This window comes from Streptomyces sp. NBC_01508 (assembly GCF_045040315.1).
Classification (GTDB): domain Bacteria; phylum Actinomycetota; class Actinomycetes; order Streptomycetales; family Streptomycetaceae; genus Streptomyces.
The window spans coordinates 4,714,890-4,728,326 of record NZ_CP109419.1; the positions used below are offsets into that span (position 1 = coordinate 4,714,890).

The following is a 13,437-nucleotide window of genomic DNA, read 5'->3' on the forward strand; positions in this document are numbered from 1 at the left end:
CCGGTTTGCGCCGATACGAACGCGCGGAGGTCAACGCGCGGACGTCAACGCGCGGCGGCGGCCAGCTCCTTGGCCGCCTCCGTGAGGTCCTTCGCGGTGTCGATGGCGCGCCAGTACGCGCCCTGCGGCAGTGGAAAGCCCGCCAGCCGCCGCTCGCGCGCCAGCCGGGGAAAGGTCGTCCGCTCGTGGTCGCCGCGCTCGGGCAGCAGATTCGCGAACGCCGACGAGAACACGTACACACCGGCGTTGATCAGATACGGCGACGGCGGCGACTCGATGAAGTCCAGCACATGGCCGAACTCGTCGGTCTCCACGGCGCCCCAGGGGATCCGCGGCCGGGCGAGGGCCAGTGTCGCGATCGCATCGCGCTCGGCGTGGAAGGCGGCCATCTCACGCAGCGAGAAACGGGTCCAGATGTCACCGTTGGTGGCGTACCAGGACTGCCCGGGCTCCGGCAGCCGGGCGGCGGCGTACTTGAGGCCACCGCCGCGCCCCAGCGGTTCCTTCTCCACCACGGTCGTGACACGCAGCGGGAGTTGTGACGTGTCCAGCCACTCCTGGAGCACCTCGGCGAGATGGCCGCACGAGACAACGGCGTCCGTGACGCCCTCGGCGGCCAGCCAGGCAAGCTGATGGCCGATGATCGGGGTCCCCGTCCCGGGGATCTCGACCATCGGCTTGGGACGGTCGTCGGTGTACGGCCGCAGCCGCGACCCCTGGCCGCCCGCGAGGACCACGGCCTGCGTCGGAAACGTCATCATGCCGTGAACGATAGGCGGGCCGGCCGGGGAGCCGGTGCTCAGCTCCCCGCGGTCTGCTGGGAGACCCCGTAGGCGAACGAGGTGTCGCAGACGGGGCGGGAGAACGACTGCGCGCGGGTGGGACCGTACTGCGCGACAGCGGCACGGCCGAGCGCGCGGGCCAGGGACATGCAGTGCTTCGCGAGCGAGGGGCGCTCCTCGATCTGGCGCTGGAGGTGGGTCAGGGCGATACCCGGGTCCTTCTCCCGAAGCTCCACGAGCAGCTTGTCGCGGAGAACGTCGTGCGGGGCACGGGACTTGGCGCGTACGGACGCCTTGTCCGAGGAGGCGGTGAGGATCTGCGCGTCGGAGTTCTTCGCCGCCCACGGGACGGTCGCGACCGCCAGGGTTCCGGAGAGTACGAGGACGACGGGCAGTACGAGGGCGAGAGTTCGGCCGATTCGGCGGGCTGTGTGGGTCACGCAGGCGAGCGTAGCGGTCAGTGATGATTTGGCGACATTTAGTCACTCGGCCGAGGGACGGTTCGACAGGTCTTTTCGAATCGGGTGTTGACGTACACGATTCGAAATGGCCGGTGTGCCGGGGTATTTGTCCGCCTGAGCGGCATACGCAAACGGCCCCGCACCGAAGTGCGGGGCCGTAAGTACGCTCTTACGTTCAGTCGCTCAGGCGCTCGCCCGTGGACGACGCGAAGACGTGCGTCTCGCCCGGACGCGGCACGACGTGCAGCTTGGCGCCCTTGTCGGGAACGGCACGGCCGTTGACGCGGACCACCAGGTCCTTGTGCTCGCCGCCGACCTGCGCGTCGCCGTAGACGTAACCGTCGGCGCCCAGCTCCTCGACGACGTTGACGGTGACGGCCAGACCGGCCGGCGCGTCCTCGGTGTCCTTCGACAGCGACTTGGCGGCCTCGCCGCCCTGCTCCACGATGTCGAAGTGCTCCGGACGGACGCCGACGGTGACGGTGCTGTCACCGCGGTCGGCCGCGGCGGACAGCGCCTCACGGGAGATCGGGACGACGCTGTTGCCGAACTTCACACCACCGTCGGTGATCGGCACCTCGACCAGGTTCATGGCCGGGGAGCCGATGAAGCCGGCGACGAAGAGGTTGGCGGGACGGTCGTACATGTTGCGCGGCGAGTCCACCTGCTGGAGCAGACCGTCCTTCAGGACGGCGACCCGGTCACCCATGGTCATGGCCTCGACCTGGTCGTGCGTGACGTACACCGTCGTGATGCCCAGACGGCGCTGGAGCGAGGCGATCTGCGTACGGGTCGACACACGGAGCTTGGCGTCGAGGTTCGACAGCGGCTCGTCCATGAGGAACACCTGCGGCTCACGCACGATGGCGCGCCCCATCGCCACACGCTGGCGCTGACCACCGGAGAGCGCCTTCGGCTTGCGGTCCAGGTACTCACTGAGGTCGAGGATCTTCGCGGCCTCTTCGACCTTCTTACGGATCTCGGCCTTGTTGATGCCCGCGATCTTGAGCGCGAAGCCCATGTTGTCGGCAACCGACATGTGCGGGTACAGCGCGTAGTTCTGGAACACCATCGCGATGTCCCGGTCCTTGGGCGGCAGGTGCGTCACGTCGCGGTCACCGATGCGGATGACTCCGCCGTTGACGTCCTCAAGACCCGCGAGCATGCGCAGGGAGGTCGACTTGCCACAGCCGGAAGGCCCGACCAGCACGAGAAACTCGCCGTCCGCGACGTCGAGCTCAAGCTGATCGACGGCGGGCTTGGTGGAACCCGGGTAGACGCGGGTCGCCTTGTCGAACTGAACAGTGGCCATGGTGATGTGGTCCCTTCACCGGCAGGAACGTGCCGGACGATCCGAGTAAAGGAGGGTCCTCCGCCGAACAGTGGAGGAAGGGTCTAGTCCACCTGAGTGAACTCACGGTGACGTTACCCCGCGTTTCAAGATCTGTCAGTAGGTGTGAGGAGACGAAATTCCCGGCCGACCTGTGACCCGTGCCGGTTATAGTTTTCCCGCACGCCTCCTTAGCTCAGTTGGCCAGAGCAACGCACTTGTAATGCGTAGGTCGTCGGTTCGAATCCGACAGGGGGCTCCACAGGAACCCCGGTCAGGACCGCGTCCGAGCTGGGGTTTCGCCTTCAGCGGACGCGTTGGCGCCGTCGAGGGTGTACCGCGCGGCTGTCGGTGGTCTCGGTTCTGGTCTCAGTCGCGGGTTCTGTGGTGGGCTCCGGGCTGGGGAAGAACGTGTCTCCCCTGCGTTGCGCGGCGTCCTTGGCGAGGGCTGTCGTGCCAAGGGGCGGCGCGCGGGTGGGTGGGGTACTCGGGCGGGTGGACGGTGATTGTCAGTGGTGGGTGCTTGGGTTGTCCTGTGACTGGCGACGAGGACGCGCACGGCTACTGCTACGACATGGTGATGGACGTCGTCAATGACGTGGAGTGGAGCTACGTGGACGACGTAGTCGAGAATCTGTCCTGGGAAGGTGAAGGAGAGTACCTCCCAGAGACATATTGGTCCCTGAAGACGTGGCCACAGCGGCTGGTCATGGGATACATACTGGCGGCATGCCGGCAGGCAGGCGACGGCGTGGACGACATCATGCTTGATGTGCTCCGGGCCCCGGTGCCGGAGCGGGACGACGACATGTTCGACTGGACCAAAATGTTGGCCCTCTCCCACATCGATGAACGCTACGACACCTTTCAGGTGTTCTACGACGACCGTTCTCTGCTGCACCGCACGGCGGACGAGGTGGTGGCGAAGTACCAGCTGCATGAGTCACTGCGGAAGCACGCGCTGCCGGATGAGCCTTCGTCGGGGGCCGGCGCGGCACCTCGGTCGGCGGATCCCGAGGGCGTGTCAACAGCGGCCGATGCGGAGGAGGTTGAGCCGGCGGCGGCGTTGGCCGGTGCTGTGGTGCGGGGTGATCTCGGGGCGGTGCGGGCGTTTCTGGACGGCGGTATACCGGTGGACGGCCCGATTCCGGATCCGTACATCCGGGGACAGGACGTCACCCCGCTGGTGTTGTCCGCGATGACGGGCCACCGCGAACTCAGCGAGGCGCTCATCGAGCGGGGTGCCGAGGTGAACGTGAGCCGAGTCCGCGGTCAGACCCCGTTGGGCTTCGCCGCCGAACGCGGCTGGATGTCCACGGTGGACGCACTGCTCAGCCGCGGTGCCCAACTGACTGCCCATGAAGGTCCGACTCCGCTGGAGAACGCCGTGCGGGAGGGGCATCTGGACATCGTGTGCCGACTGGTCGCGGCTGGGGCGGAACTGGAGCCGCGGGCAAGCCTGTTGCGGTATGCGGTCCGGCACAACCGGATCGCGGCGACCGGCCATCTCCTGGACCGGGGCTTCGATGTCAATCAACGGCTCGGTGACCGCGGCGACGAGGCACTGGCTGTCGCTTGCTCTGACAACCACCTCGAACTGGTTGAGATGCTGCTCCGACGTGGCGCCGAGGTGGATGCCTGTGACGACGGCGGGAGGACCGCGCTGATGACGGGCGCGGCGCGCGGGTTCCCCCGGATCGTCGACCGGCTGCTGGGGGCGGGAGCCGACCGGGACCGTACGGATTCGGCGGGCAGGACGGCCTACGACGTTGCGGGAGGACGGCGCCCGTCCCAGGTGCGCCGTCGACTGAGGGAGTAGCGCGTGCCGTCGGTCAGGGGCGTTCGTCCAGTTCGGTGACCGGCGCGCCGCTGACCACCGCGACGATGATCATCGGGGCGTCGCCGTCGCTCTGGTTGACGGAGATCCCGACCCACCGCCGGCCGGCGTCCGGCTCGGCGGTGACCGGGCCCCAGACCGCGAGATCGCCGTAGCAGTCCTCGTCACACAGCGCCTGGAACAGCGGCGGCATCGGGTCCGCCGCCTGGTGACGGAAGAGCGGCACCCGCATGGACACCGGCCGGTGGCCACCCCAGCGGGTGTCCAACTCCGTTACCAGCGCGGCCAGGTGCTGCTCCGCCGCCTCCTCCGCGTCATTCCACTCCGGTCCGTATACGCCCGTCAGGGAGTCGCCTTCCCAGAGCGGGACGAGGCGGAAGCCTTCGCCGGCGGTCGCCGTCCACTCCCCGGTGTCCGGCTCGCCCTCGCTGACGGTCGGACCTGCCGACGGCAGGGGCAGGGCCAGCAGCGCCTCGATGTCGGACACGGCCCGGTGGGTCCGGAACGTCTCCCCCGCGCGGGCGGTCATCGGGCGCCTCGGTGCGCCGGGACCGGTCCTGGACGCCCTGCCGGGGGTCGCGGTCCTCGCCGGACCAGAGTGCTCGGCAGCTTCGCCGCGTGCCAACTCGTGTGCCGCATCAACCCGTCTCCGATACGTTCCTGTCACGTCTTCGCGCTGGTCGCGCGCCCGCTCAGGAGCCTACGACGGGACACCGACAGCCCTGGGCGGGACCGGGCCGCCCGGCGCGTCAGTGGCGGCCCGAGACGCGGTCCGCCGCGCGGGCCAGGGGGTGGGTCGTGGGGGTGCTGGAGGTGGCTTCCCGGCGGTCCGCCGTGCGGTAGGCCGCGTAGAGGGTGTGGACCCCGAGCCAGCGCAGGGGCTCCGGTTCCCACTTGCGGACCTTGTGGTTGACCCAGGGCAGGGCCGTGAGGTCCGTGGGGCCGCCCTGGCCGGAGTCCTGCTGGATCAGGTCGCGCAGGGTGCGGCCCGCGAGGTTGGCCGTGGCGACGCCCGAGCCGACGTAGCCGCCTGCCCAGCCGAGGCCGGTGGTGCGGTCCAGGGTGGCCGTGGCGCACCAGTCGCGGGGGACGCCGAGGACGCCAGACCAGGCGTGGTCGATGCGGACGCCGGCCGTGGTGGGGAAGAGGCGGACCAGGATGTCGCGCAGGGCGGCGATGGTGGCGCTCTGGGTGCGGCCGTCGTTGTCGGTGCGGGAGCCGTAGCGGTACGGGACTCCCCGGCCGCCGAGCGCGATGCGGTCGTCGGCGGTGCGCTGGGCGTACATGTAGGCGTGCGCCATGTCGCCGAGGGTTTCGCGGCCTTCCCAGCCGATGGTGTCCCAGACCGCGGCGGGCAGCGGTTCGGTGGCGATCATCGAGGAGTTCATGGGGAGCCAGGAGCGGCGCCGGCCCTTGAGGCCGGCGGTGAAGCCCTCGGTGCAGCGCAGGATGTAGGGCGCGCGGACGGTGCCGTACGGGGTGACGGCGTGTTTGGGCTTGATGTCGGTGACGGGCGTCGACTCGTGGATGGTGACGCCGAGCGCTTCGACTGCCGCGGCGAGGCCCTTGAGGAGTTTGACGGGGTGCAGCCGGGCGCCGTGCGGGGTCCAGGCGGAGCCGACGGCTCCGGTGACCCGTACCCGCTCGGCGGTCTCGCGTGCGCCGTGCAGGGTGCGGTCACTCTCGCCGAAGGCGATCTCGGTGGTGTGGAAGTCCTTGAGCCGGGCGAGCTGCGCGGGGGTGTACGCGACTTTGAGGACGCCGCCGTGGTGGATGTCGGCGGCGATGTTCTCGTCGGCGGCGACGCGTACGACTTCGTCCACGGTGCCGTTCATGGCCTGCTGGAGGCGTACGGCGGCGTCGTGGCCGTACTTGCGGGCGTAGCTGTCGCGGCCGGCGATGCCGTTGTAGAGCCAGCCGCCGTTGCGCCCGGAGGCGCCGTATCCGCAGAACTTGCCTTCCAGGACGGTGATGTTGAGGAAGGGCACGGCCTTCTTCAGGTAGTAGGCCGTCCACAGGCCGGTGAAGCCGCCGCCGACGACGCAGACGTCGGCGGTCGTGTCGCCGGGGAGGGGTTCGCGGGGCGCCGGTATGCCGTCCTGGGCGTACCAGAAGGAGATGCCGCCGTTGATGGTGCTGCTGCTCATGAGGGTGTTCGTACACCGCTCTTCGTACTTGTGTCCAGGTCCGGGGCACGGGGGCGGCCCCGGGTGAGGGGGTAGCAGGCGAGGCCGATGAGGACGGCGGTGAAGTGGCCGATGTCGGTGAAGTCGGGGCCCGCGATGAGCGGGACGCCGTAGAAGATGAGGACGGCTCCTACGTACGGATAGCGCCAGGGCGGGGCGATCCGGTACGTGAGGACGGCGACGACGCCCGCGAGGGCGTAGCTGACGCCCACGTCGAGGGTGTCGCTGGCGGCTTCGTGCGCGTGGCCCGTGTGGATGGCCCAGCTGAGGATGCCTTCGCTGATGAGGGTGGCGCCGACGTGCGCGGCGACGGCGGTGCCGAGCCAGCGCAGGGTGCCGAGCCAGTGTTCGGCGGGGGCGTGGAAGACGGTGTAGAGGGCGGCGTACGGGAGCCATGCGCCGCCGTCGATCCAGAAGGCGCTGGCGATCAGCACGCGCAGGGGGTTGTCGGCCAGCTGGTCGAGGTTGGTGGAGCGCCGGCGCAGGAACTCCTCCTGGAACTGCGGTGACATGTGGTGCAGGGCGACGGTCGTGATGAAGAGGGCCGCGAGCCAGAGGTAGGTGCCGGGGGCGGTCCTGATCCAGACCCGAACGGTGTGGGCGGCCTTGCGGAGATGGCGGCGCATGGGGTGATTCACCCACGGGCGCGGGTGCTTCGACGGGATCGACATTCCGGGCGAGCTGCGCGGGGGTCGCGTGCGTGCGGGAACGCGTGCGTGCCGACATGGGGTCTCGTACGTGGTCTTGTATGTGGTCGGGAAACGCGGTCGGGAAACGCGGTCGAGCTTCCGGGGACGCGCTCGTAGGCTCGGCCGATGGAGATTCCGGCGGAGTTGGCGAGGACGCAGTCGAGGCTTCTGGGTGCGCGGGGGCGTGCGTTCATCGCCGCGCTCCCGGCGCGTGCGGCGGACTTTCTTGGGAGGTGGGAGTTGCGGCGTACGGGTCCGGCCATGCACGGCATGTGCGCGCTGGTCCTGCCGGTGGCGCGGGCGGACGGTACGCCCGCCGTGCTGAAGCTCCAGGACCTCGACGAGGAGACGGCCGGCGAGCCGGTGGCCCTGCGGGCGTGGGACGGCGACGGCGCGGTGCGGGTGCTGGAGTACGACGAGGAGACGGGCACGCTGCTGCTGGAACGGCTGGACGCGGCACGGGACCTGAACGGCGTCCCCGTAGGGGACGGGGTGGCGGTCGTCGCCGGGCTGCTGGCCCGGCTGACGGCGCTGCCCGCGCCGGCGGGGATGCGGGGGCTGGGCGGGATCGCGGCGGCGATGCTGGACGAGACGCCGGTGCGGGCGGGGTCGCTCGCGGACGGCGCGGAGCGGCGGCTGCTCCGGGACTGCGCGGCGGCGGTACGTGAGGTGGCCGGCGAGCCGGGCGACCGGCTGCTGCACTGGGATCTGCACTTCGGGAACGTGCTGGCGCCCGCCGGGGGTGACGCCCGTGAGCCGTGGCTGGCGATCGACCCGAAGCCGCTGGCGGGCCATCCGGGGTTCGAGCTGCTGCCCGCCCTCGTCAACCGGTTCGACGCGGGCGACATCCTGTGGAGGTTCGACCTGATGACGGAGGTCATGGGGCTGGACCGGGCGTGCGCGCGGGCGTGGACGCTGGGGCGGGTGCTTCAGAACTTCCTGTGGGACATCGAGGAGGGCGAGGGGGCGCTGTCGCCGACGCAGGCGGCCGTGGCGCGGGCGCTGTTGGCGCGGTAGCCACCGAAAGGGCAGGCTGTGGTCATGATTCGTACGGCGACGGCCGCTGACGTTCCGGTGATCCACGCGATGATCCGAGAGCTGGCGGCATACGAGAAGGCCCCGGACGAGGCGCGGGCGACCGAGGCGCGGTTGCGCGAGGCGCTGTTCGGGGAGCGGCCCGCCGCGTACGCGCACATCGCGGAGACGGACGACGGCGTGGTGGCGGGGTTCGCGCTGTGGTTCCTGAACTTCTCGACCTGGCGCGGGGTGCACGGCATCTATCTGGAGGACCTGTACGTCCGTCCGGAGCTGCGCGGGGGCGGGCACGGGAAGGCGCTGCTGACGGAGCTGGCGCGGATCTGCGTGGAGCGCGGGTACGAGCGGCTGGAGTGGTCCGTGCTGGACTGGAACGAGCCGTCGATCGCGTTCTACCGGGCGTTGGGGGCTCGGCCGCAGGACGGGTGGACGGTGTTCCGGCTGACGGACGGGGAGTTGGCGGCGCTGGGTGCCACCCATGAGCCCGGTGCCACCCGTGAGCCCGGTGCGGCTGGTGCGCCCGAGGTGTGAGGGGTGTGAGGGGCGTTGTCAGTGGGTGCCCCTACGCTCGGTGACGAGTGCGGATGGCGCCGACTTTTCTGGAGGGACCTCGTGTCCGAGACCGTGTCCGAGACGATCCAACAGCCCGATCCCGTGATGGCCGAGATCGGCCGTGGCATGGAGCTGGGGCAGCGTGGTGAACGGGAGGCCGCCCGGCGGGTGTTCGCCGGGGTGTGGGACCGGCTGGGCGCGGACGGCGACCCGTTCCACATATGCGCGCTGGCCCACTCCATGGCAGATGTCCAGGACGATCCCCGGGAGGAGCTGGTCTGGGACCTGCGGGCGTTGGAGGCGGCGGACCTGGTGTCGGACGAGCGGGCGCGGCTCGCGGGGGTGGCGGGTCCGGTGGCGGCGTTCTACCCGTCGCTGCACCTCAATCTGGGGGATGTGTACCGGCGGCTCGGTGAGTTGGACCTGGCTCGTGAGCACCTGGCACGCGGGCTCGACGTGGTGGGGACGCTGGGCGACGACGGGTACGGGCAGCTGATCAAGGGCGGCCTCGACCGGCTGGCCGAGCGCCTGAAGGCGCCCGGCCGGCCGCCGGCCTGATCACGCGCCGAGCGGCGGCTCCAGGACCACCTTGCCCATCGTGCCGCGCGTCTCCATCGCCCGGTGCGCGCGGGCCGCGTCGGCGAGCGGGAAGCGCTGTACGGCGGGGCGGAGGCGGCCCGCCGCGGCCTCGGCCAGGGCCCGGTCCTCCAGTACGCGTATGTCCCCGCCCGCCTTCTGGACCATCACGGGGCCGAGGACACCCTCGGAGGTGATGCCGCGCGCCGCCAGTTCCTCCTCGGTGAAGCTCAGCGGCTCGCCGTCGTGCAGTCCCTCTCCGGACCAGCCGAAGACGATGTGCTTCCCGCCCTTGCCGAGGAGGTCGACGGCGGCGCGGCCGGTCGCGCCGCCGACGGAGTCGAAGACGACGGTGGCGGAGCGGCCGTCGAGGTGGGCGCGGACCGTCTCGGGCCAGTCGGGCAGTGTGTAGTCGACGGCGATGTCGGCGCCGTTCTCGGTGACGCGCGTGACCTTGGCGGGGCCGCCGGCCAGGCCGACGACGGTGGCGCCGACGTTCTTCGCGTACTGGACGAGCAGCGTGCCGATGCCTCCGGCGGCGGCGGGGACGACCGCGATGTCGCCGGGGCCGAGGGGGGTGAACTGGAGGATGCCCATGGTCGTACGGCCGGTGCCGATCATGGCGACGGCCTCGGCGGCGTCGAGGTTGTCGGGGATCTCGTGGAGCCGGGAGGCATCGGCGACGGCGAGTTCCGCGTAACCGCCGGGGACCATGCCCAGATGGACGACGACGCGCTTGCCGAGCCAGCTCGGGTCGGTGCCCGCACCGAGTCCGTCGACCGTACCCGCCACTTCACGGCCGGGGATGGTGGGCAGTTCGGCGGGGGTGGGGTACGGCCCCGTCATGCCCTCGCGCAGGGCGGTGTCGAGGAGGTGGACCCCGGCCGCGGCGACGGTGATCCGGACCTGGCCGGGGCCGGGGACGGGGTCGTCGGTCCGCTCAAGGACCAGGTTCTCGGCGGGCCCGAAGGCGTGGAGGCGGATGGCGTGCATGGCTGGCTCCCTCGTTCAATCCGGTGCGCCCGGTGCGTGGTGCGCCCGGTGCGTCGCGTCCGGGCGTTTCGTGTCCCGGTGTGGTGTACGGAAGCCAGCCTCCGACCTCAAGCGGACTTGAGGTCAAGCGGAGTGCCGCAGCCGTACGCCGCCGACCCTCAGCAGCGCCAGCGAGGCCGCCTCGATCGCGCTGTTGAACGACACCTCGGACAGGACACCGGGCGCGGCGACCTGGTCGCCGACGAGATAGACGCCGTCACCCCGGTCGACGCGCGGCCGGTCGCGCCAGGTGGTGCCCGGCGGGTCGACCGCTCCCGTACGGCCCTCGGCGAGTGACTGGCGCCGCCAGACGGCCCGTTCGCGCCAGTCGGGGAAGCCCAGGTCGAGCAGGGCTTCCGCGCGGGCGACGCCGACGGTGCCGGACTCGCCGGGGCCGACCGGGAACTGGCCCTGGAGCAGTTGCTCACCGGCCGGTGCGAGCGACGGATCCGCGGCGGTGAACCGCTCCAGCCAGCCCGGCGCGTCGAGATCGCAGATGACGAACGGGTCGCCTCTGCGCGCGGTGAGCGCGAGATCCAGCAGGGCGGTGCGCCCGCTCGCCCACCGCAGGCTGTCGTCACCGAGCAGCGGCCGGGCCGCGTCGAGCGACGTCGCGACGATCACCGGACCGTCCTCGGGGAGCGTGTCGACGCGGGCGACCGTCTCGATGCGTACGCCCAGGTTCCAGGCCCGCGCGAGCATCCGGTCGATGACCTGGCTCCAGCCGCCGACCGCGATGTGCGCCTCCGGCGGGACGGTGGCGGCGCGCCGGAGGCGTTCCTGGACGAAGGCGGCGGAGAGCGAGCCCGGGTCGTGGTGGAAGAGGACGACGGCGGCGTAACGGGCGGCGGCGACGGCCGCGTCGTGGCCGTGCCGCTCGGTGGCCCAGGTGTGGAAGTCGACGTCCACGGGCGCCCGTTCGGCCCTGCTGCGGCTCGCCCTGAGCAGCCCGAAGGGCGGGGCTTTACGGAGTGCGCCGTCGCGGTGGAAGCGCAGGCGGGCGGCTTCGAGGGCCGGCACGCGTGCCATCGGGCCGAGAAGACCGCGCTGCCGCAGCCAGGCCCAGTGCGGGCCGCGATGGTAGAAGACGTGCGGCCCCTCGTTGGCGCGGTACGGCCCCTCGGAGGTGCGGGCCCGCCCACCGAAGGTGTGGTGCGCCTCGAAGACGCTGACCCGGGCGCCCGACTCGGCCGCCGAGATGGCCGCGGTGAGTCCGGCGAAGCCGCCGCCGACGACAGTGATGTGCTCCATGGCTGTTGCCCCTTCACTCGTGCACGGTCCGCATGTGCTGGGTCTCCATGTAGGTGACGGAGCGGGGGGTGCGGTTTGTGACATGGGGACAGCGGGATTCGGGGGCGTTGTCAGTGGCGTGCGTCACGATGGGGTCATGGCTCGCAGGACGACGACAGGCGCGGACGGATCGACGACACGGAAACGGGGTGCGACCGGCAGGAGTACGTCGGCGCGGCGGCCGGAGGTCCGGCTGCCGCCGCTGGTGCCGTACGAGGGGGAGTTGGAGCCCGACGGGGATCACGACGGGCAGGAGTTCGGCGGACTGGACCTGGCGGACCAGGAGGGCCCGGGGTCCCGGTTCATCGACTGCGCGCTGCGCGAGTGCGGGCTGGACCGGACGGATCTGGGCCGGGCCCGCTTCATCGACTGCGTTCTCGATGGCATCCGGGGGGTGGGCACGGATCTGGGGGGAGCGTCGCTGCGCGACGTCGAGGTGCTGGACGCGCGGCTGGGCGGGGTGCAGCTGCACGGCGCGGTGTTCGAGCGGGTGCTGATCCGGGGCGGCAAGATCGACTATCTGAATCTGCGGAGGGCGAAGCTCAAGGACGTGGTGTTCGAGGGCTGTGTCCTGGCCGAACCGGACTTCGGGGGAGCGGAGTTGGAGCGCGTCGAGTTCCGCGACTGTGTCCTGAAGGACGCGGACCTCAGCGGCGTACGGATGAAGGACGTCGACCTGCGGACGGTCGCCGAGCTGGGCATCGCCCGCGGGATCGACCGGCTGGCCGGTGCGGTGATCAGTACGGCGCAACTGCTCGATCTGGCGCCCGCGTTCGCGGCGCAGATCGGCGTACGGGTGGAGGACGCGACGGGCGGCTGAGCGCCGCTCCCCGAAGCGGGCGGGGGCGGGGGCGGGGGCGGCGTGCCCGGGCGGGGGGCCGGGCAAGCGGAAGACCCCGACCGTGGGGGGTGGGTCGGGGCCTTCAATGTGCTCCGGGGGCTCAGCCATGTGGGGGGTGAACCTGGTGTCTGGTTCCTGGTGGCGTCCCGGCGGAAGTGCGTCTGCCCGGCTCCGTCGGATGTACGCCTGCCAATCCGAAAACGTCCGACAGGGTCGCGCGGAATCGCCCATCGCGAATCATGTCGGCGTATGTCAGGGCAAGGGGGTGCGGAGAAAGGGGGGCGGGGGCGCGGGTGGTCAGACGCGGGGGAAGCGGGCCTGGATGTCCCAGATCATGGGGTTGTCCATCAGGCCCTCGTGCATGTCCCCGAGATCGGCCAGCAGGTCGTGCAGGAAGTCGCGCGACTCGCGGCGCAGCAGCCGGTGGCCGAAGGTGAGCGGGGCCTCGTCGGCGGGCATCCAGTCGGCGGCCACGTCCACCCAGCCGAAGCGCCGCTCGAAGAGCAGGCGGTCCGCCGACTCGGTGAAGTCCAGCTCGGCGTACTGCCTGTGGGCCGACCGGCTGCCGCGCGGATCGCGGTCGAGCCGCTCCACGATGTCGCACAGCGCCCAGGCGAAGTCCAGCACCGGCACCCATCCCCAGCCCGTGGACACCTCGCGGTCGGCCTTGGTGTCGGCGAGATACACATCGCCGCAGAACAGATCGTGCCGCAGGGTCCGGACGTCGGCGCGGCGGTAGTCGGTCTGCGGGGGATCGGGAAAGCGACGGGAGAGGGAGTAGCCGATGTCGAGCACGCCTGATGGTGTCACGACGCCGCGCGGACGC

The 13,437-nt window shown here is 71.0% G+C and carries 14 protein-coding genes and 1 tRNA gene; 6 read left to right on the top strand and 9 right to left on the bottom strand.

The annotated features are described in order from the left end of the window. Window positions 1-44: 44 nt before the first annotated feature. The 3 genes from OG700_RS21975 to OG700_RS21985 all read right to left on the bottom strand — a co-directional run bounded on the left by OG700_RS21975 (window position 45) and on the right by OG700_RS21985 (window position 2,555). Window positions 45-761, bottom strand: coding sequence for an NDP-sugar synthase (locus tag OG700_RS21975; protein ID WP_405616122.1), 717 nt, complete (start codon window positions 759-761; stop codon window positions 45-47). Between the two features lie 38 nt (window positions 762-799). After that, entirely contained in the window at window positions 800-1,222 is a 423-nt protein-coding gene (locus tag OG700_RS21980) for a hypothetical protein (protein WP_405616124.1), read from the bottom strand. A gap of 196 nt (window positions 1,223-1,418) precedes the next feature. Next, entirely contained in the window at window positions 1,419-2,555 is a 1,137-nt protein-coding gene (locus tag OG700_RS21985; RefSeq protein ID WP_405616126.1) for an ABC transporter ATP-binding protein, read from the bottom strand. Between the two features lie 203 nt (window positions 2,556-2,758). Between OG700_RS21985 and OG700_RS21990 the strand changes: the two genes are divergently transcribed. After that, window positions 2,759-2,835 (top strand) — tRNA-Thr (locus OG700_RS21990). 273 nt (window positions 2,836-3,108) lie between these two features. Then, on the top strand, window positions 3,109-4,392 hold the full coding sequence (locus tag OG700_RS21995; protein WP_405616128.1) for an ankyrin repeat domain-containing protein: 1,284 nt from the start codon (window positions 3,109-3,111) through the stop codon (window positions 4,390-4,392). A 13-nt stretch (window positions 4,393-4,405) separates the two neighbouring features. On the opposite strand, the gene OG700_RS22000 is transcribed toward OG700_RS21995, so the two are convergent. From OG700_RS22000 to OG700_RS22010, 3 genes are all read right to left on the bottom strand, one after another. Beyond that, window positions 4,406-4,939, bottom strand: a complete 534-nt coding sequence (locus tag OG700_RS22000) for a hypothetical protein (RefSeq protein ID WP_405616130.1) — start codon at window positions 4,937-4,939, stop codon at window positions 4,406-4,408. A 220-nt stretch (window positions 4,940-5,159) separates the two neighbouring features. Further along, window positions 5,160-6,557 carry an NAD(P)/FAD-dependent oxidoreductase gene (locus OG700_RS22005; protein ID WP_405616132.1) on the bottom strand — a complete coding sequence of 466 codons (1,398 nt, stop codon included), beginning with the start codon at window positions 6,555-6,557 and terminating at the stop codon, window positions 5,160-5,162. After that, window positions 6,554-7,222: a rhomboid-like protein gene (locus OG700_RS22010; RefSeq protein WP_405616134.1), complete on the bottom strand. Its 669-nt coding sequence runs from the start codon at window positions 7,220-7,222 to the stop codon at window positions 6,554-6,556. The genes OG700_RS22005 and OG700_RS22010 overlap by 4 nt, the downstream gene beginning before the upstream one ends. Before the next feature lie 189 nt (window positions 7,223-7,411). Between OG700_RS22010 and OG700_RS22015 the strand changes: the two genes are divergently transcribed. The 3 genes from OG700_RS22015 to OG700_RS22025 all read left to right on the top strand — a co-directional run bounded on the left by OG700_RS22015 (window position 7,412) and on the right by OG700_RS22025 (window position 9,430). Further along, window positions 7,412-8,302 carry an aminoglycoside phosphotransferase family protein gene (locus OG700_RS22015; RefSeq protein WP_405616136.1) on the top strand — a complete coding sequence of 297 codons (891 nt, stop codon included), beginning with the start codon at window positions 7,412-7,414 and terminating at the stop codon, window positions 8,300-8,302. Between the two features lie 24 nt (window positions 8,303-8,326). Beyond that, a complete protein-coding gene (locus OG700_RS22020; protein ID WP_405616139.1) occupies window positions 8,327-8,851 on the top strand; it encodes a GNAT family N-acetyltransferase in 525 nt (174 codons plus the stop codon). Window positions 8,852-8,932: 81 nt separating this feature from the next. Further along, window positions 8,933-9,430, top strand: coding sequence for a hypothetical protein (locus tag OG700_RS22025; protein ID WP_405616141.1), 498 nt, complete (start codon window positions 8,933-8,935; stop codon window positions 9,428-9,430). Here the strand turns inward: OG700_RS22025 and OG700_RS22030 are convergent, their stop codons facing one another. Both OG700_RS22030 and OG700_RS22035 read right to left on the bottom strand, forming a co-directional pair. After that, the gene (locus OG700_RS22030) at window positions 9,431-10,441 is read right to left on the bottom strand and encodes a zinc-binding dehydrogenase (protein ID WP_405616143.1); all 1,011 of its coding nucleotides are present in this window, start codon (window positions 10,439-10,441) and stop codon (window positions 9,431-9,433) included. It lies immediately after the preceding gene. A 123-nt stretch (window positions 10,442-10,564) separates the two neighbouring features. Continuing rightward, window positions 10,565-11,731 carry an NAD(P)-binding protein gene (locus OG700_RS22035; protein ID WP_405616145.1) on the bottom strand — a complete coding sequence of 389 codons (1,167 nt, stop codon included), beginning with the start codon at window positions 11,729-11,731 and terminating at the stop codon, window positions 10,565-10,567. A gap of 136 nt (window positions 11,732-11,867) precedes the next feature. Between OG700_RS22035 and OG700_RS22040 the strand changes: the two genes are divergently transcribed. Further along, complete coding sequence (locus tag OG700_RS22040; protein WP_405616147.1) at window positions 11,868-12,590, top strand: pentapeptide repeat-containing protein; 723 nt, start codon at window positions 11,868-11,870, stop codon at window positions 12,588-12,590. A 318-nt stretch (window positions 12,591-12,908) separates the two neighbouring features. Here OG700_RS22040 and OG700_RS22045 read toward each other — a convergent pair whose 3' ends face one another. Next, the gene (locus tag OG700_RS22045) at window positions 12,909-13,406 is read right to left on the bottom strand and encodes a hypothetical protein (RefSeq protein ID WP_405621874.1); all 498 of its coding nucleotides are present in this window, start codon (window positions 13,404-13,406) and stop codon (window positions 12,909-12,911) included. Window positions 13,407-13,437: the final 31 nt, after the last annotated feature.